Annotated in this window: 19 protein-coding genes; 11 read left to right on the top strand and 8 right to left on the bottom strand. The window is 68.8% G+C overall.

Features of this window, described 5'->3' with window-relative positions; all coding sequences use genetic code 11:
• Positions 1-553 precede the first annotated feature (553 nt).
• From OG504_RS24275 to OG504_RS24255, 5 genes are all read left to right on the top strand, one after another.
• A complete protein-coding gene (locus tag OG504_RS24275; RefSeq protein WP_405996414.1) occupies positions 554-1,216 on the top strand; it encodes a hypothetical protein in 663 nt (220 codons plus the stop codon).
• Positions 1,217-1,264: 48 nt separating this feature from the next.
• Positions 1,265-1,444, top strand: a complete 180-nt coding sequence (locus OG504_RS24270) for a hypothetical protein (RefSeq protein WP_033286119.1) — start codon at positions 1,265-1,267, stop codon at positions 1,442-1,444.
• A gap of 120 nt (positions 1,445-1,564) precedes the next feature.
• A complete protein-coding gene (locus OG504_RS24265) occupies positions 1,565-1,978 on the top strand; it encodes a BlaI/MecI/CopY family transcriptional regulator (protein ID WP_078623229.1) in 414 nt (137 codons plus the stop codon).
• Positions 1,979-1,987: 9 nt separating this feature from the next.
• Entirely contained in the window at positions 1,988-2,521 is a 534-nt protein-coding gene (locus tag OG504_RS24260; RefSeq protein ID WP_019064250.1) for an amino-acid N-acetyltransferase, read from the top strand.
• Positions 2,522-2,745: 224 nt separating this feature from the next.
• Positions 2,746-3,081: an Lsr2 family protein gene (locus OG504_RS24255; protein ID WP_033286117.1), complete on the top strand. Its 336-nt coding sequence runs from the start codon at positions 2,746-2,748 to the stop codon at positions 3,079-3,081.
• Here the strand turns inward: OG504_RS24255 and OG504_RS24250 are convergent.
• Complete coding sequence (locus OG504_RS24250; RefSeq protein ID WP_405991705.1) at positions 3,060-3,707, bottom strand: SCO3374 family protein; 648 nt, start codon at positions 3,705-3,707, stop codon at positions 3,060-3,062. The two genes, OG504_RS24255 and OG504_RS24250, sit on opposite strands and share 22 nt — an antisense overlap.
• Before the next feature lie 441 nt (positions 3,708-4,148).
• On the opposite strand from OG504_RS24250, the gene OG504_RS24245 reads away from it, so the two are divergent.
• On the top strand, positions 4,149-6,677 hold the full coding sequence (locus OG504_RS24245) for an ATP-dependent Clp protease ATP-binding subunit (protein ID WP_019064247.1): 2,529 nt from the start codon (positions 4,149-4,151) through the stop codon (positions 6,675-6,677).
• Between the two features lie 76 nt (positions 6,678-6,753).
• Here the strand turns inward: OG504_RS24245 and OG504_RS24240 are convergent, their stop codons facing one another.
• Entirely contained in the window at positions 6,754-9,798 is a 3,045-nt protein-coding gene (locus OG504_RS24240) for an NACHT domain-containing protein (protein WP_405991704.1), read from the bottom strand.
• Between the two features lie 47 nt (positions 9,799-9,845).
• The gene (locus tag OG504_RS24235) at positions 9,846-10,463 is read right to left on the bottom strand and encodes an HAD family acid phosphatase (protein WP_405991703.1); all 618 of its coding nucleotides are present in this window, start codon (positions 10,461-10,463) and stop codon (positions 9,846-9,848) included.
• A gap of 458 nt (positions 10,464-10,921) precedes the next feature.
• On the opposite strand from OG504_RS24235, the gene OG504_RS24230 reads away from it, so the two are divergent.
• Entirely contained in the window at positions 10,922-11,509 is a 588-nt protein-coding gene (locus tag OG504_RS24230) for a M23 family metallopeptidase (protein ID WP_405991702.1), read from the top strand.
• On the opposite strand, the gene OG504_RS24225 is transcribed toward OG504_RS24230, so the two are convergent.
• A complete protein-coding gene (locus tag OG504_RS24225; RefSeq protein WP_405996413.1) occupies positions 11,506-12,114 on the bottom strand; it encodes a TetR/AcrR family transcriptional regulator in 609 nt (202 codons plus the stop codon). The two genes, OG504_RS24230 and OG504_RS24225, sit on opposite strands and share 4 nt — an antisense overlap.
• Positions 12,115-12,242: 128 nt before the next feature.
• Between OG504_RS24225 and OG504_RS24220 the strand changes: the two genes are divergently transcribed.
• The 4 genes from OG504_RS24220 (at position 12,243) to OG504_RS24205 (ending at position 16,024) form a co-directional block, all read left to right on the top strand.
• A complete protein-coding gene (locus OG504_RS24220; protein WP_405991701.1) occupies positions 12,243-13,844 on the top strand; it encodes an MDR family MFS transporter in 1,602 nt (533 codons plus the stop codon).
• 418 nt (positions 13,845-14,262) lie between these two features.
• Entirely contained in the window at positions 14,263-14,736 is a 474-nt protein-coding gene (locus OG504_RS24215; RefSeq protein WP_405996412.1) for a helix-turn-helix transcriptional regulator, read from the top strand.
• The gene (locus OG504_RS24210; protein ID WP_405991700.1) at positions 14,733-15,167 is read left to right on the top strand and encodes a VOC family protein; all 435 of its coding nucleotides are present in this window, start codon (positions 14,733-14,735) and stop codon (positions 15,165-15,167) included. Before OG504_RS24215 ends, OG504_RS24210 begins: the two co-directional genes overlap by 4 nt.
• The gene (locus OG504_RS24205) at positions 15,164-16,024 is read left to right on the top strand and encodes a class I SAM-dependent methyltransferase (protein WP_405991699.1); all 861 of its coding nucleotides are present in this window, start codon (positions 15,164-15,166) and stop codon (positions 16,022-16,024) included. Before OG504_RS24210 ends, OG504_RS24205 begins: the two co-directional genes overlap by 4 nt.
• 100 nt (positions 16,025-16,124) lie before the next feature.
• Here the strand turns inward: OG504_RS24205 and cseC are convergent, their stop codons facing one another.
• From cseC to OG504_RS24185, 4 genes are all read right to left on the bottom strand, one after another.
• Positions 16,125-17,468, bottom strand: coding sequence for a two-component system sensor histidine kinase CseC (gene cseC / locus OG504_RS24200; RefSeq protein ID WP_405991698.1), 1,344 nt, complete (start codon positions 17,466-17,468; stop codon positions 16,125-16,127).
• Between the two features lie 8 nt (positions 17,469-17,476).
• Positions 17,477-18,184, bottom strand: coding sequence for a two-component system response regulator CseB (cseB, locus tag OG504_RS24195; RefSeq protein ID WP_405991697.1), 708 nt, complete (start codon positions 18,182-18,184; stop codon positions 17,477-17,479).
• A 186-nt stretch (positions 18,185-18,370) separates the two neighbouring features.
• Positions 18,371-19,060, bottom strand: coding sequence for a hypothetical protein (locus tag OG504_RS24190; RefSeq protein ID WP_405991696.1), 690 nt, complete (start codon positions 19,058-19,060; stop codon positions 18,371-18,373).
• On the bottom strand, positions 19,048-19,587 hold the full coding sequence (locus OG504_RS24185) for a SigE family RNA polymerase sigma factor (protein ID WP_019064956.1): 540 nt from the start codon (positions 19,585-19,587) through the stop codon (positions 19,048-19,050). Before OG504_RS24185 ends, OG504_RS24190 begins: the two co-directional genes overlap by 13 nt.
• Positions 19,588-19,644 lie beyond the last annotated feature (57 nt).

Raw genomic sequence — 19,644 nt, 5'->3', positions numbered from 1 at the left:
TCCCGGACGTGACCCGCGCGCGTGGTGCCGCAGGCCGACACCCCGACCGGCCGGTGCCTCACCGAGGTGACCCCGCGCGCGACGCCGCCCCCGCCGACCCGCACCCCGTGACCGCCCCCGGCGTGACCCCGCGTGTGTGTGGCGCACGACCGACCCCTGGCCAGGACGTTCACGCGAGGCGCTGTGATCACGCGCGCGTGGCGCCGCCCCCGCCGACCCGCACCCCGTGACCGCCCCCGGCGTGACCCCGCGTGTGTGTGGCGCACGACCGACCCCTGGCCAGGACGTTCACGCGAGGCGCTGTGATCACGCGCGCGTGGCGCCGCCCCCGCCGACCCGCACCCCGTGACCGCCCCCGGCGTGACCCCGCGTGTGTGTGGCGCACGACCGACCCCTGGCCAGGACGTTCACGCGAGGCGCTGTGATCACGCGCGCGTGGCGCTGCCCCCGCCGGCCGGCGAAAACCCCGCGCCACACCCGCCCCCTATGTCGAATTTGTCTGATTAGCGCGTATCGTCGCCACATGCCCACGCCATACGGATCCCGCGGCGGCATGGCGTTCGGTGCGGAGGAGCTGCGTGTGCTCCGTCGCGCTCTCGCCCTCGCCCTCCAGCCCAGAACCGCCTCGGCCGAGGACGTCCAGGACTGTCTCCGGCTCGCCGAATCCCTCGACGAGGCGGTACACGAGGGAGTCCGGCTGCGCGCCTTCCTGGTCGCCGACCTCGCCCGGTACCGCGCCGCCCTGCCCGGCACCACCGCCGGCTACCTCACCCTCCTGGAGGAGGCGCTCGGCGCCGGGTACCGCCCGGACGTCGACGACCTCTCCGCGCTGAGAGCGCTGCGCGGGAACCCCTCCGCCGCCGTCCTCCTGGACCGCTGCCTCACCCTCGCCGAACAGGACGTACGCGCGCGTCTCGCCCGCCGTACGACCGCGGCCCGCCCCGCCCCGACCGTCCCCGCCTCGCGCACCCGCCTCCTGGCGCTCCCCGGAGGCCTCTCCGGCGGCTGTCGCACAGCCGACGGCGAACCGGTCGGGGAGGACGCCAGGGAGCCCGTACGCAAGCCCGTGGAGCGGCCCGGCGAGCGGCCCGCGCCGACGCCCTCGCCCGCGCCGCCGAAGCCGTCCCGGCCCATCCCCACCCCCGGCGAGGTCTTCCCCAGGCGCAAACCGGCACCACCTCCCGCGAGCCCGCCGCAGCAACTCGCCGCCGGCTGAACCGACCCCGCCCCGTCCTCCTCGGAACCCGTGGCTACTCTGGACGGCATGGACTATGTCTCCGCGCTCGTGCCCCCGGTCGTCATGGCCGTGTTCTTCATCGGACTGATCCGGGTCATCGTGAAGACCCAGGGCGGGGCCATGAAGGCCAAGGAGGACGCGGCCGTCGACGCCGCCATCGCGCGCGCGGAGAGCGCCCGCCAGGCCTCTTCGGCCGCCGACGCCTGAACCCTCCGTTTTCCGCGGCGCCTTCAAGGGCGTACGACTCCCGCACGCGTGCGCGTGCTTTCCGAGTCGTACGCCCTTTTTGTTCCTTTTCCACTATGGTTCTGAGCTGTGCCTCGCCCATTGGGAGAACTCGAAGACTCGGTCATGACGCGGGTGTGGAAGTGGAACCGCCCGGTGACCGTTCGAGAAGTCCTGGAAGACCTTCAGCAGGAACGGTCGATCGCGTACACCACGGTGATGACCGTTTTGGACAATCTCCATCAGAAGGGCTGGGTGCGTCGTGAGGCGGAAGGCCGGGCCTATCGATATGAGGCGGTCTCCACGCGAGCCGCCTACTCCGCCGCCCTGATGAACGACGCCTGGTCCCAGAGCGACAACCCCGCCGCCGCTCTCGTCGCCTTCTTCGGGATGATGAGCGACGAACAGCGTGAGGCCCTCCGCAGCGCCGTACGCATCGTCCAGGGACCGGAAACACCCGAACCCGCGGATGGCGTCCAGAACCCCGGCTCCGCGCCCTCGGGCGGCGGGCGATAGCGTCCGCTCATGTCAGCAGAGCACCCCGAAGTCACCGCGAAAGCCATCACCGTCCGGCGGGCCCGGACCGGCGATGTCGAGGCGGTGCGCCGACTCCTTGACGCCTACGTCCGCGGTCGCATCCTGCTCGACAAAGCGACGGTGACTCTTTACGAGGACATCCAGGAGTTCTGGGTCGCCGAACGGGACGACAACGCCGAGGTCGTCGGCTGCGGGGCACTGCATGTCATGTGGGAAGACCTCGCGGAAGTCCGCACTCTCGCGGTGAAGCCGGGCTTGAAGGGTGCCGGTGTGGGCCATCAGTTGCTGGAGAAGTTGCTGCACACGGCTCGCTGGCTAGGCGTTCGTCGCGTTTTCTGTCTCACCTTCGAAGTGGACTTCTTCTCGAAGCACGGCTTCGTGGAGATCGGTGAGACACCTGTTGACACCGATGTCTACGCGGAGCTGTTGCGTTCCTATGACGAGGGCGTGGCGGAGTTCCTCGGTCTCGAACGAGTGAAACCGAACACCTTGGGCAACAGCCGGATGCTTCTGCATCTGTGATCGCGGCCCCCAATTCGGCCGGGTCGCCCTGCCCAGGTTCCCTATGTCCGAAACGCGCATCTTTCTGGGCGAGGGAGGTCACTCGGTCTCTCCCAGGGGTTTGTGTTTTTCCAGCAAAAGCGGTTTGCTTTCCGACGTACTGCAGTACTGCATATAACAGGGGACGGCGAAACGGCGGACGCCGCAGACCCCAGACCCGCAAGTAATCGATGAAAGGAAATCCGGTGGCACAGAAGGTTCAGGTCCTTCTTGTCGATGACCTCGACGGCGGCGAGGCGGACGAGACGGTGACGTTCGCGCTGGACGGCAAGACGTACGAGATCGATCTCACCACCGCGAATGCGGACAAGCTCCGTGGACTTCTCGACGCTTACGTGAAGGGTGGGCGCCGTACCGGTGGCCGCGCTTCGGGTGGTCGCGGAAAGGCACGCGCCGCAACCGGTGGCAGCCAGGACACCGCGCAGATTCGCGCGTGGGCCAAGGAGAACGGCCACGACGTGAACGACCGCGGCCGTGTTCCCGCGGCCATTCGCGAGGCCTACGAGAAGGCCAACGGCTGAGCGCACGAACGTCGCAGCCGTACCCGGTGGCACTGTGTGGCCACCGTGTCCACAAGTCGTACGAGATCAGGGGCGTGACCGACGCCCCCCACGGCCGGCATTGTCGGCAGCGAGGCCTCGACCTCGCACCCCGGCTCGGGGGGTCGCAGCCATACGGCGGCCCCCTGCAAGGGACGTGAACTGCCCGCGGCGAACGGTTGCACCTTCGCGCCCCCCGAGCCCGGCAGCGGTGCCCCTGCGGGCCCCGCCCCGGGGAACGACGGCGCCTCCATGAGCCCGTCCGCGCCCAGCGCCACCAGATCCAGCGTCGGCGCCAGAGCGCCCCACTCCAGCCAGTCCAGCAGCCCCGGAAGCTCCTCCGCGCTGCCCGCGGCCACCAGCAGCAGCATCCGGTCGCCCCGTACGGCCACCGGAGAGTCCGGGCCCAGCCGCCACAGCGCCGCGGCTCCGGCCTCGACCGGCACGTCCAGGACGTCGAAACGCAGGCCCGTGACGAGCCGTAGCGGCTCTCCGGGCACCGTGCGCCACCCCAGTTCGTTCTCGTACCAGTTCCGCTGCCGGTCGTCCGGATCGAGCGGGCGGCGGGGGAGCGGGACCGTGCCGAGAGGGGGGACGGTGCGAACCATGCCAAGAGCAACCGCCGAAGCGGGCCGGGAGTTACGCTGGGTGGTCCAACGAATGCGCTGGGTACGGGAAACGGGGCGTTCGGAGGCGCGGCGCGGCGCAACGTTGTTCGCCCGTAGCGGAGGGAACCGGTGCGAACGGCATGGAGTGTCAGTCCGTGCGGGTAAGACAATCCCTAGTGGGAGGGGGCGACACGCAGAAAAGGGCGTCTCACGTTCGCCATCGGCGTACTCATGGTGAGGGTAACTGCCTGGCCTGCGGGAACATCGTCTCGCACCATCAGGTTGGAGCAGATGTCGGCGTTACGGTTCAGGAGGCAGTGTTGGTTCTCGGTCCGGTGTCGGCAGTTGGAATGAGCGGTCCCCGCTTGCGGGACTAAGCTGCGGAAGGACAGGGAGGGGAGCGTCCCCTTACTGCCTGACCGCTCTGAGGAGCGATTAACGATGTTCGAGAGGTTCACCGACCGCGCGCGGCGGGTTGTCGTCCTGGCTCAGGAAGAAGCCCGGATGCTCAACCACAACTACATCGGCACCGAGCACATCCTCCTGGGTCTCATCCACGAGGGTGAGGGTGTCGCCGCTAAGGCCCTGGAGAGCCTCGGGATTTCGCTCGAGGCGGTCCGCCAGCAGGTGGAGGAGATCATCGGGCAGGGGCAGCAGGCCCCGTCCGGGCACATCCCCTTCACTCCTCGTGCCAAGAAGGTCCTGGAGCTGTCGCTCCGCGAGGCCCTTCAGCTGGGCCACAACTACATCGGCACGGAGCACATCCTGCTCGGCCTGATCCGTGAGGGCGAGGGCGTCGCCGCCCAGGTCCTGGTCAAGCTGGGCGCTGATCTCAACCGTGTGCGGCAGCAGGTGATCCAGCTGCTCTCCGGTTACCAGGGCAAGGAGACCGCCACCGCCGGCGGCCCTGCGGAGGGCACCCCCTCGACGTCCCTGGTCCTCGACCAGTTCGGCCGGAACCTCACCCAGGCCGCTCGTGAGTCCAAGCTCGACCCGGTCATCGGGCGCGAGAAGGAGATCGAGCGGGTCATGCAGGTGCTGTCCCGCCGTACGAAGAACAACCCGGTCCTGATCGGTGAGCCCGGCGTCGGCAAGACCGCCGTCGTCGAGGGCCTCGCCCAGGCCATCGTCAAGGGCGAGGTGCCCGAGACCCTCAAGGACAAGCACCTCTACACCCTGGACCTCGGCGCGCTGGTCGCCGGCTCCCGCTACCGCGGTGACTTCGAGGAGCGCCTGAAGAAGGTCCTCAAGGAGATCCGCACCCGCGGCGACATCATCCTGTTCATCGACGAGCTGCACACGCTGGTCGGTGCGGGTGCCGCCGAGGGCGCCATCGACGCCGCTTCGATCCTGAAGCCGATGCTGGCCCGCGGTGAGCTGCAGACCATCGGTGCGACGACCCTGGACGAGTACCGCAAGCACCTGGAGAAGGACGCCGCTCTCGAGCGCCGCTTCCAGCCCATCCAGGTCGCGGAGCCGTCCCTGCCGCACACCATCGAGATCCTCAAGGGTCTGCGCGACCGGTACGAGGCGCACCACCGTGTCTCCATCACGGACGAGGCGCTCGTGCAGGCCGCCACGCTGGCCGACCGGTACATCTCGGACCGCTTCCTGCCGGACAAGGCGATCGACCTGATCGACGAGGCCGGTTCCCGGATGCGCATCCGCCGGATGACCGCGCCGCCGGACCTCCGCGAGTTCGACGAGAAGATCGCCGGCGTCCGCCGCGACAAGGAGTCCGCGATCGACTCGCAGGACTTCGAGAAGGCCGCCTCGCTGCGCGACAAGGAGAAGCAGCTCCTGGCCGCCAAGGCCAAGCGGGAGAAGGAGTGGAAGGCCGGCGACATGGACGTCGTCGCCGAGGTCGACGGCGAGCTGATCGCCGAGGTCCTCGCGACCGCCACCGGCATCCCGGTCTTCAAGCTCACCGAGGAGGAGTCCTCGCGGCTGCTCCGCATGGAGGACGAGCTCCACAAGCGGGTCATCGGCCAGAAGGACGCCGTCAAGGCGCTCTCGAAGGCGATCCGCCGTACGCGTGCGGGCCTCAAGGACCCGAAGCGTCCCGGTGGTTCGTTCATCTTCGCCGGCCCGTCCGGTGTCGGTAAGACCGAGCTGTCGAAGGCCCTGGCGGAGTTCCTCTTCGGCGACGAGGACGCGCTGATCTCCCTCGACATGTCGGAGTTCAGCGAGAAGCACACGGTCTCGCGTCTCTTCGGTTCGCCCCCCGGATACGTGGGCTACGAAGAGGGCGGCCAGCTCACGGAGAAGGTCCGTCGCAAGCCGTTCTCGGTCGTCCTCTTCGACGAGGTCGAGAAGGCCCACCCGGACATCTTCAACAGCCTTCTCCAGATCCTGGAGGACGGTCGCCTGACCGACTCCCAGGGCCGGGTCGTGGACTTCAAGAACACGGTCATCATCATGACGACCAACCTTGGAACCCGTGACATCTCGAAGGGCTTCAACCTGGGCTTCGCGGCCACGGGTGACACGAAGTCCAACTACGAGCGCATGAAGAACAAGGTCTCGGACGAGCTCAAGCAGCACTTCCGGCCCGAGTTCCTCAACCGTGTCGACGACGTCGTCGTCTTCCCGCAGCTCACGCAGGAGGACATCCTCAAGATCGTCGACCTGATGGTCGGCAAGGTGGACGAGCGCCTCAAGGACCGGGACATGGGCATCGAGCTCTCCTCGGCCGCGAAGGAGCTCCTCTCCAAGAAGGGTTACGACCCGGTGCTGGGCGCGCGTCCGCTGCGGCGCACGATCCAGCGCGAGATCGAGGACACGCTCTCGGAGAAGATCCTCTTCGGCGAGCTGCGTCCCGGTCACATCGTGGTCGTGGATGTCGAGGGCGAGGGCGACGCCAAGACCTTCACCTTCCGGGGTGAGGAGAAGTCGGCGCTTCCCGACGTTCCGCCGATCGAGGATGCCGCTGCTGGTGGCGCGGGTCCGAATTTGAGCAAGGAGGCGTAAGGCTCAGCGGTTTGGGCTTTACGGCTGGGAAGGGGTCGGTGCCTTTTGGGCACCGGCCCCTTTTGCTTGTCCGGGGTCAGAGGTGGTCGTCTTTCACCTCGGCGCTGGGGAAGATTTCCGCGTAGCGGTCGAGGGAGATCTTTCTGCCGTACGTGCTGATGGCGACCGTACGCAGGCCGGGTAGGCGAGACGCGAGGGTGCGGAGTTGATTCCAGGATCCGCCAGGTGCGGGTAGGCGGAGGGATTCGACCGAAGGCAGGTCCGGCATCAGATCTGCGGCATAGCGGTCGAGGGACGTGTTCAGGACGAGATTCCGGAGTGCGGGCAGGTGGCTCACCTCCTGCCAGTCCATGGCGCTGAGGTTGGCTTCCGGCTGGCCGAGGTTGAGGGTGGTGAGGGTCGGCCACGAGGCAAGACCGCGCAGGCCGGTGGAGGCCAGTGTGTCGTGGCCCAGGTACAGGTACACGAGGCCAGCGTCCGGGGGCAGATGGTCGGACAGGTGCCTACCCGGCAGCGCCTGGTCCAGAGCGAGGTGGGTGATCCCGCGCAGGGCTCGCAGTCCCGATGGGTCGGCGATGCGGTTGAACGTGAGGTCGATGAGGGGGAGTTCGGACAGGCTGTCCAGGTCCCGTGCGTCATGGCAGTCCCGCAGTCGCAACGCTCTCAGGGACCCGAAGGCCGACAGCTCGTCAAGAGCGGACAGTGTGCCGTTGTGTTCAAGACTCAAGAACACGACCGCCTCCGGTTGGACGACGGCATCAATGATGTCGTCCAGCCCGTGTGAACCGTCCACCATCAGCCTGTGCCAAGGTCGCATCAGCCGCAGCGCCGCCAGCTGCTCAGCCGACGCGCAGCCTACGAAGAGTTCGTCCCGGAGCAGATGGTCGAGCACCTCGACCGCGTACTCCCGGGCGTCGAACCGGTCCCAGGTGCCCGCGAGTTGGCGCCGTACATCGAGGGACGGATGGTCGCGGAAGCGGCGTAGCACCGCCAGGGCGCCGTCGGGTTCCTGGGCGCCCAGAACCGAGGCGGTGACCGTGACGCAGTGGGCCTCCGCCGGGGTCAACCCTTCTGGGCCCGGGAGGAGTTCGAGGACGAGTGGTCCGGCGTCCGACAGGGTGTGCGCGTCGTCCGTCGTGCGCGGCGGGATCAGCGCGGCTGCACGCGTTTCGACCTCCGTCCGCACAGCCCGATCCAACGCCGTCGCGTGTTCGAGGCACGCCAGCGCGAGGAGTGTCAGTCGAGGCTGGTAGTAGGACAACAACTTCCGCAGGATTAAGACCCGTTCACGCGGCCGGGCGTGGGCGACCGCCATGCGGATGACGTCCTCCCACTGGGTGTCACCAGAGTGGCTGGTGAGGACGTCCAGGTGGCCCTCCTCCACGGCGTAGCGCGCGCCCAGGTAGTCCTGGAAGGTGCGGTGGACGAAGTCGACGATGCCCTCGGCGGGTTGGCGCAGCAGGCCGCTGCGGAGCGTGAGGGTGCGGAGGACCGTTGCCGCGTCGCCCTGCCCCGCCGCCACGGCCACCGTCGGCAGGCACCGCTCCACGATCCCCTCGGCCGTCTCCACGTCCATCTCCGTACGGCCGCTCAACACGAGCACGTAGGCGAGCCGTTGGAAGATCTCCAGCTGGGCCTCCTCGCCCAGTTCCGGGCCGTCCAGTGCGGGCATCCCCCGCTCCCGGTCCCGCCGAGCCAGCAGCATCGTCAGAGCCGCGTCGTACAACTCCTTGCGGCCCGTGGGGAGATAGCCCCGCCGCTCCCTGTGCAGGGCGCAAATAAGGCCGCACATAAGGGGGTTCGTTGCGAGCCGCGCCAAGTCCCGTTTCGTGCGCAGGGAGTCCAGGAGCGGTCCCTCGTACTCCGGGGCCCGGGCCGCCGTATGCCAGCGTTCGACGAAGGTCTTCACCTCGGGGCGGCGCATGGGGGTCAGGGTCAGTTCGCGGAAGCCCTCGGAGGCCAGCCAGTCGGGGCGTACGGCGGTGGGGCGCGAGGTGAGGAGCCAGCGGTTGCCCGGGAAGGCTCGGATCAGGGACAGGAGCCAGTCTCGGGTGCGGTGGCGGTCGGCGGACGGGATCTCGTCCAGGCCGTCGACGAGGACCAGGGCTCGGCCGGCGGTCAGGACGCGTTCCGTCCAGCCCTCGGGTGGGGTGTGCGGGCAGCCGACCGAGGCCAGGAAGGTTGCCGGGGAAGGGAGTTGGCCGGCTCGGATCAGCGTGCGGAGGGGGAGGACGTACGGGATGCGGTCGCCGTCCCTCGCGGCCGTCACCGCCAGCCACTGCACCAGCGTCGTCTTGCCGGATCCAGCGTCGCCGCGCAGCAGTACGCGGTCGTGGGTCGACAGGGCTTCCTCGGCGGGGAGTTGGACGGTGAAGGCGGCGCCGGGGTGCTCGTCGGGGAGGTGGCGTTCCTCCGTCGCCGTCGCCTCCAGGCTCAGGTAGGCGACTTCGAGGGGCCAGCGGTCCGGGGAGTCGCGGAGGTCGATGCCGTAGATGGTGATGTGGTTGTGGCGCTCGGCGACGTACGGGAGGTAGCGGCGTTCGAAGGCGCGGTCGTGGGTGCCGGGGCGTGGGGTGCGGGCGATCAACTCGTCGACGCGGGCGATCAGTTCGGCTTGCGTCCGGGTCTGTTCCACCAGCGTGCGGGCCACGAACGTGGAGCGGCGGGTGAAGAACTCCAGGATCTGCAGGCAGGCCCACTCGGTGGCGTTGCCGAGGAAGTAGCGGGCGTCGGTGGAGAGTCCGGCGGGGGTCGGGGCGCCGTACTCCAACTGCCGGGCCAGTTCCCGGTGTCCGAGCCGTACGGCCTGGACGTCGTCCATGTCCAGGTCGCCGAGGGCGAGCAGGCGGCGGGCCAACGCGTCGGCCACGGCGGTCTGTTCGTCGGGCGGGAAGGGGGCCTCGCCGGGGGAGTCCACCGCCCGCGCGACCAGGTGGGCGGCGAGCTTGTGGACGTCCTTCTCCGTCAGGGTGCGTTTCTCGCCCTTGAAGGAGACGAGGGAGGAGAGGCGGACCGGTCTGTCGACCAGGCCCGCGCCCGGGGCGTCGGGTACGAACAGCTTCTTCAGCAGCGGTGTGATCAGGCCTGACGCCAGCTTGCCACCGAGTACCGCGGGCTCCATCCGCCGCCCCACCCCCGTCGTCGCGCGAACGGACGGAGCCTAACGGCTTACGACAACTGGCCGTCGTAGTCCGGCAGTTTGAAGGTCTTCTCGGCGTGGCCGCCCGAGAGGTCGGTGGCGCTGTTGCCGATGTTCGCGATGATCGTGTAGCCCTTGTTCTCGATCGCGGTGCGCTGGGCCGTCTTGTAGTCGGCGACGTTCTTGAAGAGGTCGACGAGGCCGCGGACGTAGAGGCCGTCGACGTCGTAGCCGTCGTGTTCGAGGTTGTACTCGGTCGGCAGGTAGATGATGCCGGGGCGGGCCGTGACGAAGAACAGCGAAACGCCGTGCTCCTGGGCGTACTTGGCGACCGCGAGGACCGGCTTGTTGGCCGGCTGCGGCCAGCTGAAGCCGAAGTCCGTCTCCAGGGTGGTGTTGTCGATGTCGAAGACGATCGCCTGCTTCTCGCCGGGCTTGGTGGCCGCGACGCGCTGCTTCAGGTAGGGCAGGGCCTGGTTCATCACCGTCTGGCAGTCCGCCTGCCAGGTGGCGTAGTCCACCGTGGCGGTCGCGGCCGTGGTGCTGGTCGCCGTCGCGGCCTCCGCGGGGACGGTCAGCGTCGCGAGGGCTGCCGCGGTCACGGCGACTATGGCGGTACGGCGGGCCCAGGGGCGTCGTCTCGTCATGGGTGTGGGGGTTCCTCTCACGTCTGTGCGCTGCCGGTCGGTGCGGAAGGCATGGTCGCGGGCGCGGGTGGCGGGAGGGGAACCGTAAGGTTACTGAACGGTAGGAGTACAGAGGTCTGCGCCACATTTCCGCGGCCGGCGATCGCCCCGCCCGGTGACAAGCCGCACAGGCGATTCGACCCCTACTAGGGCGGGTAGTCGTAAGCCCCCTTCAGGGCAAAAAGGACTTTTTGCTCGGGGTGGAGTGGAACCGAATGGGCGTTTTTGCCGTCCGTGGGACGAATTCTGCCGAACGGGCGCTCTGTCAAGAAGTCGGAAGTTTTGCGGTGAAGTACTAGCTTCCGTCGTAGAAGGGGGGTTTGGGGGTCCGTGGGGTCCGGGGTTACCAATGAACGTGCCATCCGGCGGCCGTCTGTGTGCCGGGTGGTTTTTCTGTCCCCGTCCCCCGTGAGGTTTCGATGTTCCAGCGCGCCACGTCCCGCTCTTCCCGTACGTCTTCGCTCCGCACCCGCATGGCCGTCATGGCCGTCGGACTGGGAGCCACCGCCGTGCTGGGCACCGGGGTCGCGAGCGCCGCCACCGCCACGGCGAGTGTCGCGCCGAAGGCCGTCAGCGCGAAGGTCGCCGCCTCCTGGATCGACCCGGTGAAGAAGTACACGCTGTCCGCGAGCTTCGCCCAGGCCGGCAGCATGTGGCAGTCCACGCACAGCGGGCAGGACTTCGCCGTGGCCAGCGGCACCAACGTCATGGCCGCGCACGGCGGGACCGTCGTCAAGGCCGGCGGCAACGGCGCGGGCGACGGTGCCGCGTACGGCAACGCCGTCGTCATCAAGCACGGCAACGGCACGTACTCCCAGTACGCCCACCTCTCGCGCATCGACGTGAGGGTCGGCCAGGTCGTCAGCACCGGTCAGCACATCGCGCTCTCCGGCAGCACCGGCAACTCCAGCGGTCCCCACCTGCACTTCGAGATCCGTACGACCGCCAACTACGGCTCGGCGATAGACCCGGTCGCGTTCCTGCGCGGCAAGGGTGTGTCCGTCTAGGACCCGTCCCCGGTGGGCTTCGTGCCCGCGTGGGCCTGTGTGATCATGTCGGTGGCGACCTCCAGGACGGCCTTGTGCTTCTCCTCGGGGTCGCCTTCGAGGTCGTGCACGGCGAACATGCCGGCGTGCAGTGTGAAGATCGCGCTGAGGGAGCGGACCTGGTCGACCAGGCTCGCCTCGGGGTCGATCATGATCTCCCGGAGGCCGCGCATCCGCTCCTTGAAGCGCTCGCCGATGCGCAGGTCCCGTACCGTCGCCTGGTTCTCCTGCATGAAGCGGAACAGCGGGGTCGCGCCGTCGAGCGCGTCGCTGTAGCGCCGTACGATCTCCTGCTTGGTCGCCAGGGTGTGCGGCTGGCCGCGGCCCCACTCGATCAGTTCCTCGATCGGCCGGGTCAGGTCCTCGAAGATGCCGACGAGGATCTCTTCCTTGGTCTTGAAGTGGTAGTAGAGCGCCGCCTTCGTGACGTCCAGGTGCTCGGCGATCTCGCGCAGCGAGGTCTTCTCGTAGCCCTGCTCGGCGAAGAGTTCGAGCGCCACGTCCTGGATGCGCTGGCGGGTGTCTCCGCGACGCTGCCGCTTGGTGCCGTCCATGGTGCCGCCCATTCGTTTCATGCTCCAGCAAACTTACTTGACGCCCGGCTAGTTACGGGTCTACTTTCCCTGAGTGTAGTCAACTAGCCGGGCGGCAAGTAAGTGGCCGGACGGTAGCGGTATCAAGGGGAGTGGGAAAGATGGCGGACACACAGACGGTCGAGACCGGGCCAGGGGTGCCCGGGGCAGAGGTGGACGGTAAACAGCCCAAGAGCGTGCGGGTCGTCCTGCTCGCGCTGATGATCACCATGATGCTCGCGATGCTCGACAACATGATCGTGGGTACGGCGATGCCGACGATCGTCGGTGAGCTGGGCGGGCTGGAGCACCTGTCGTGGGTCGTGACCGCGTACACGCTCGCCACCGCCAGCTCCACGCCCCTGTGGGGCAAGCTCGGTGACATGTACGGGCGCAAGGGCGCCTTCATGACCTCGATCGTGATCTTCCTGGCCGGTTCCGCGCTGAGCGGTATGGCGCAGAACATGGGGCAGTTGATCGGTTTCCGGGCCATCCAGGGTCTCGGTGCCGGTGGTCTGATGGTCGGCGTCATGGCGATCATCGGCGACCTCATCCCGCCGCGTGAGCGGGGCAAGTACCAGGGCATGATGGCCGGCGTCATGGCGCTGGCGATGATCGGCGGACCGCTGGTCGGCGGCACCATCACCGACAACTGGGGCTGGCGCTGGTCCTTCTACATCAACCTGCCGCTCGGCGTCATCGCGCTCGCCGCGATCAGTGCCGTACTGCACCTCCCGAAGAAGCGGTCGCAGGCGCGGATCGACTACCTGGGTGCCGGGCTGCTGACCGTCGGCATCACCTCGATCGTGCTCGTCACCACGTGGGGCGGTTCGCAGTACGACTGGACGTCCGCGCGGATCATGGAGCTGATCGGGCTCGGTGTGGCCGCGCTCGTCGGGTTCGTGTTCTGGCAGACCAAGGCGGCCGAGCCGGTCGTACCGCTGCACATCTTCCGCAGCCGGAACTTCACCCTGATGGCGATCATCGGCTTCATCACCGGGTTCGTGATGTTCGGGGCGACGCTGTTCCTGCCGCTGTACCAGCAGTCCGTGCAGGGCGCGTCCGCCACGAACTCCGGGCTGCTGCTCCTGCCGATGCTCGGGGCGATGCTCGTGACCTCGATGGTCGCGGGGCGGGTTACCACCAACACCGGTAAGTACAAGGTGTTTCCGGTGGTCGGCAGCGTGCTGATGGTCGTCGGGCTGTATCTGCTCTCGACCATGGACACCGATACGACCCGGTTCATGTCCGGTGTGTTCATGGCCGTCGTCGGGCTCGGTATGGGCTGCCTGATGCAGATCACCATGCTGGTCGCGCAGAACAGTGTGCAGATGAAGGACATGGGGGTCGCGTCCTCCACCAGCACGCTGTCCCGGACGCTTGGTTCGTCGTTCGGTGTCGCCATCATGGGGGCGCTGTTCAACAACCGGGTGCAGGACGTCATGTCCGAGCGGGCCGGTGCGCTGGGGTCCAAGGTGACCGAGCAGTCCGCGACGCTGAACGCGGCGAGTCTGGCGAAGTTGCCGGCGGTGGCGCGGGAGGCGTACCAGCATGCGGTGTCTGCCGGTATCCACTCCGCGTTCCTGCTGGGAGCTGTGGTCGCTGTCGTCGCGTTCGTGGCCGCGGTGTTCGTGAAGGAGGTTCCGCTGAAGGGGGCGGGGCCGGCTGCGCCTAAGCCCGGCGAGGAAGCGGTGGCGCCGGCGTCGATCGTCGAGGCCGTCTGATCCGCCGACAGTGAGCTGAAGGTCCCCCGGTCGGTGTCCGCCCCGGGGGGCCTTCTTTTTGTGTGCGGGCACGCGTGCGTGCATGTGTGTTTGGCTGCGGGCGCTTCGTTTGACTGCGGGTCCGTTGCCGGGGGCTCCGCCCCCGGGCCCCCGATCGGCCCTGAAGGGGCCTCGTCCTCAAACGCCGGACGGGCTGAGTAATGCCGGCCTGAGTTGAGGGGTGCCGGACGGGCTGAGTAATGCCGGCCTGAGTTGAGGGGTGCCGGACGGGCTGGATGATGCCGGCCTGAGTTGAGAGGTGGCGGACGGGTTGGCTGGCACTGGCCTGAGTTGAGGGGTGCCGGAACCCGGAGCCCTCGGATTCAGCGGCCCGGTGTCGATGTCAGTGCCGCGTGCCACCATCGGTCGCATGGACAAAATGCGGCAGTTGCGTCTTGCCAAGGACGCCATGGATCGCGACTGGGCCGAGCCGGAGCTCGATCTGGGCGTGGTGGCCGCGCATGCCGGGTATTCGCGGTACCACTTCATCCGGGCCTTCAAGGAGGCGTACGGCGAGACGCCCGGGCAGTATCTGACGCATCGGCGGATCGAGCGGGCCGAGGAGATGCTCCGTAGCGCCGATCTGTCGGTGACGGAGATCTGCCATCTGGTCGGGTTCAGCAGCCTCGGGACGTTTTCGGCGCGGTTCAAGGCGCGGACCGGGCTGACGCCGAGCGAGTACCGGACCAAGCACGTGGGGCGCGGGGCCGCGCTCATTCCCGGGTGTTACGCGATGCTCTGGGCCGGCGGTTTCCCCGCCGCAACTTTGAAGAAGCGTCGCGCCGGGCGCCCTGCCTACGGTGACGGTGACCAACAGGAAGCAGCCTCACCCGACAGGAGTGCGGAGTCATGATCCAGGGCTTGGGCATCGCCACCGTGTGGACCTTCGACCAGCAGCGCAGCAAGGCCTTCTTCACCGAGAAACTCGACTTCGAGGTGCGCGACGACATCTCGATGGGCGACATGCAGTGGGTCACCGTCGGCGCCAAGAACCAGCCCGGCCTCGCGCTCACGCTGATGAGCCTGGACGGTCCGGGCCTCGACCCCGAGTCCGCCGAGGCGCTGAAGAAGCTGATCAGCAAAGGGGTGTTGGGTGCCGGGGCGTTCACCACCGACGACTGCCGCGGTGACCACGCGACCTTCAAGGCACGCGGGGTCGAGTTCCTCCAGGAGCCGACCGAGCGGCCGTACGGCATCGAGGCGATCTTCCGCGACGACAGCGGCAACTGGTACTCGCTGACCGAGCGCAGCGCGGAACTGGACTTCTCGAAGGACTTCGGGTGACCCGGGAGCAGCCGGTGGCGGAGGTCGAGCCCGACCACACGGCGGTGCGGGTCGCCCTGTGGCGGGCCCTGCACGTCCAGGCCGATCCGCCGCCGCACGTCATCGAGGACGAGGTCGGGCTGCGGCTCGCCGACCCGGGGGAGGAGTGGCGTGAGCGTCCTGACATGGACGTCGAGGCCACGCGGCGTATCCGTGCGTCGATCGTCGCGCGGGCCCGCTTCGTCGAGGACGTGGTGGAGGAGCAGGCCGGGAAGGGGGTGGAGCAGTACGTCATCCTGGGCGCCGGCCTCGACACCTTCGCCCAGCGGCGGCCCGAACTCGGCGCGAAACTCCGGGTGTTCGAGGTCGAGCAGCCCGGCACGCAGGCCTGGAAGCGGCGGCGGCTGACGGAGCTCGGGTACGACATCCCGGACTGGCTGCGGTTCGTACCGGTCGACTTCGAGGGCGACTGGTGGGGGCAACTGGCCGCCGCCGGGCTCGACATGGGGCGGCCCGCCGTCGTGGCCGCGACCGGCGTGACCATGTACCTCACCCTGGACGCGGTCACCACCATGTTCCGCCGGGTCGCCGGCCTCGCCCCGGGCTCCACCCTGGTCACCACGTTCCTACGGCCCGTGGACGACGTGGAGCCGGAGCAGCGCGCCCAGTTGGAGGTCGCGGTACGGGGAGCGCGTTCCGCGGGGACACCGTTCCTCAGCTTCTTCACCCCGGAGCAGGTCTTGGAGTTGGGGCGGGAGTGCGGGTTCCGGGAGGTGCGGCATGTGCCCGCCGCGGAGCTTGCGGAGCGGTATTTCGGAGGCCGGGCGGAGGGGGCTGCGCCGTCTCGGGGGGAGGAGGTGATGGTGGGGAGTACGTGAGAGTTCCGCAGCCGCCGAAAGCCACGACACCACCAACACCCGCCCAACCGCCGGGAATTACAACAGCACCGGTCACCAACTCCCGCCCAACCGCCGGAGGCTACGGCAACATCGGGTAACTCCCCGTACTCGTAGGCGCATGCTCCGGCAGCCACAGCACCGCGACCGCGCCCTCCGCCGGGATGTGGTCCGGTGCGCCCGCGGGGCGGACGTTGCGGAAGGTCAGGCGGGCGCCGAGGACGCGGGCCTGGCCGGCCGCGATGGTCAGGCCCAGGCCGTGGCCGTGGCCCGCGCGGTCCTTGCTGCCGGTGCGGAAGCGGCTCGGGCCCTCCGCGAGGAGTTCCTCGGGGAAACCGGGGCCGTGGTCGCGGACCCGGATGACCCGGCCCTCGACGGAGACCTCGATCGGCGGTTTGCCGTGCCGGGCCGCGTTGGCGAGGAGGTTGAACAGGACGCGTTCCAGACGGCGCGGGTCGGTCGTCACCTCCGACTCGTGCACGACGTGCACCACCGCGTCCGGATCCTTCGCGAGCACCCGGCGGCTCACGAAGTCGCCCAGCATGAGGTCCTGCAACTCGGCCCGCTCGGACGCCCCGTCGAGCCGGGCGACCTCCAGCACGTCCTCGACGAGCGTGCGCATCGCCTTCGCGCGGTCCAGGACCAACTCCGTGGGGCGGCCGGGGGGTAGGAGTTCGGCCGCCGTCAGCAGACCCGTCACCGGGGTGCGCAGCTCGTGCGCGATGTCCGCGGTGACTCGGCGTTCGGCCTCAAGTCGTTGCTGCAGCGCGTCCGTCATCGCGTCCACCGCGCGCGCGAGGTCGTCGGTCTCGTCCCGTACGACACCGCCGATCGCGTCCCGCACCCGTACGTCCGTCTCGCCCTTGGCGACCTGGTTCGCCGCGGCCGCCGCCTTGCGCAGCCGGCGCGAGAGCTGGCCGCCGATCAGGACGCCGAGCGCGCTGCCGCCGAGCACGGCCGCGATCGAGCCGATCACCAGGGCCTGGTCGAGATCCTTGAGGATGTCCGTGCTGCGGTCGGTGAACCCGGTGTGCAGGGACATGACGTGGCCGTCCTTGAGCGGTACGGCCGCCCAGATGTCCGGCACCCCGTGCGGCCGGTCGGTGACGTACGTCGCCCGGCGGCCCTCCTCGACCTTCTCGCGCAGCGCCGACGGCAGACTCGGGTCGTCGATCTTGATGCTGGGGAAGTTCGGCCGCCCGGACAGTTCGTAGTTGCGCTGGGCGATCTGGACGCGCTCGTCCGCGAGGTCGCGCGCGTTGTCCAGCATCGAGACCCGGGCCGCGTTGTGCACGACCAGGCTGAGCGCGATCGCGACCAGCGTGCCGACCAGTGCGATGGCCGCGCTGAGCTTCCATCTCAGGCCCGTACGGATGCCCGCTCTGTCCATGAACGTCGGGACCCTGCGCCGTGAATTCCCCCGCATACCCCTGCTCAGGCCTTCAACTTGTAGCCGAAGCCGCGGACCGTCTCGATCCGGTCCTGGCCGATCTTCGTCCGCAGCCGCTGCACATGGACGTCCACGACCCGGGTGTCACCGCCCCAGCCGTAGTCCCACACCCGCTCCAGCAGCTTGTCGCGGGACAGGACCGTGCCCGGCGCCGACGAGAACTCCAGCAGCAGTCGCATCTCGGTCGGCGTCAGCGCCACCGGGTGCCCGGCCCGGCGCACCTCCATGCCCTCGGTGTCGATCTCCAGGTCCCCGAAGGTCAGCACCCCGCCGCCGACCGGGGCCGCCTCCGCGTCCGCCGTACGGTCGCCGCCGCTCGCGTGTCCGAAGCGGCGCAGGACCGCGCGGATGCGGGCGACCAGGACGGCGCCGTCGAAGGGCTTCGTGACGTAGTCGTCGGCGCCCGCCTCCAGGCCGAGCACGACGTCGATCGAGTCCGCGCGCGCCGACAGCATGATCACCGGGACCGTCGAGTCGTCCCGGATACGGCGGCACAGGCTCACCCCGTCCAGGCCCGGGACCATCACGTCCAGCAGGGCGATGTCGGGGCGGTCCGCCCGGAACGCCTCCAGGCCCGACAGGCCGTCGGGCATGGCGGTCACCACGAAGCCGTCCCGCTCCAGGGCGAGTTGGGTGGCCTCGCGGATGACGTCGTCGTCCTCGACGAACAGGACGTGGGTCTGGTCTGCCATCCCGGTGCTCTCAGTCTCGTGTGGATCGTTCTCAAGCATGGGACGCCTGGGGCGGCGTCCGCGTTCACTGAAGCATCGGATCGGGGCGGCCGATCGGTTCAGTTCCGACCGGTTCGGTTCCGATGAAGTTCCGACCGGGCTCCGGTGAGGCCGGTTCCGATCGGTTGTATTCCGGTTCCGATCGGTTCAGTTCTTGCTCGGGGTGGGCGAGGCGTCGCCCCCGACCGCGTTGCTGTACTCGTTGTGGGTGCTGTACTCCTGGACGAAACGGCCCGAGGTCCAGCGGTACGTGATCACGTTCTCCCCGGAGGGACTCGACACCGGGTCGCCCTTCTCGTACACCTGCTTGGTGACGACCAGATCGCCGCGGTCTATCTCCGCGTAGACCGGGGGTTCCTCGGCCTTGAACACATTCTCGTACGTCCCGCCCTTGTCGCGATACACGTACGAGCCGATCCCCACCGCATCGCCGCAGGTCATCACGTTGACGACGACGTCGTTCGCGGTACCGCCGGTCAGCACGCCGTACGACACGTCGACCGCGTACTCGTCGGCGACGCACGGCTTCAGCTCGTGCTTGACCGCCGCCGAGACCTTCGGGTCGTCCATGACGAGCTTGACCGCGTCCACGTGGTCGTCGACGGTCGCGGAGGGCGATGGGGACTTGGCCTCCGCGACGCCCGCCACCGAGTCGGAGTGCGCCGGGCCCTCGTCACGGGCACCCGTGCCGCCGGTGGCGCAGCCGGACACCAAAAGGGCGAGAGCGGCGAGCACGGCCATCGCCGCGAACGCCGCCTCGAAGCTCCCGCGCACCCTGCTGGGCCCGGGGACGCTGCTCAGCCCGGGCCCAGGGGTGTCGTCGCTCAGGCCGCGCAACGCTCCCGCTCCTCACGCTCCAGCGCGCGTGCGTCCAGGTCGCGGGCCTCCAGCTCCTCCCGGAGCCGGGCGAGCGCCCGGTGCAGCGTGCTCTTGACCGTACCGGCCGACATGCCGAGGGCGGCGGCCGTCTCTTCGGTGGACATCTGCTCCCAGTGTCGCAGGACGACAACACTGCGCTGTTTCGGAGCGAGAACTTTCATGATGTCCATAAGAAGCGCCCGGTCCGCGTGCTGCTCGGTCGCGTCGTCGACGCTCGCGTCCGGCAGCTGCTCGGTGGGAACCTCTTCGAGCTTGCGGGCCCGCCACCACTCGGTCCGCGTGTTGATCATGACGCGGCGCAGGTACGCGTCCGCGAGGCGCTTGTCCTCGATGGTCTCCCAGCGGCCGTACGTCCGTACCAGCGCCGTCTGGAGCAGGTCCTGGGCGTCGACCGGGTCCGGCACCAGCCGGCGGGCGCTGCGCAGCAGCGCGTCCTGTCGGGTGCGGACGTACTCCTCGAATTCGAGCACCTCGCCCTGCGCCATGATCAACCGCCTCCATCCCCGTTTCCGACCCGCCTGCTGCCGGTTGTCCTCTGCTGC

The organism is Streptomyces sp. NBC_00986 (assembly GCF_045162565.1).
In the GTDB taxonomy this organism is placed as follows: domain Bacteria; phylum Actinomycetota; class Actinomycetes; order Streptomycetales; family Streptomycetaceae; genus Streptomyces.
The sequence above is the reverse complement of the archived record's forward strand: the minus strand, read 5'-3'. Positions and strand labels throughout refer to the sequence as shown.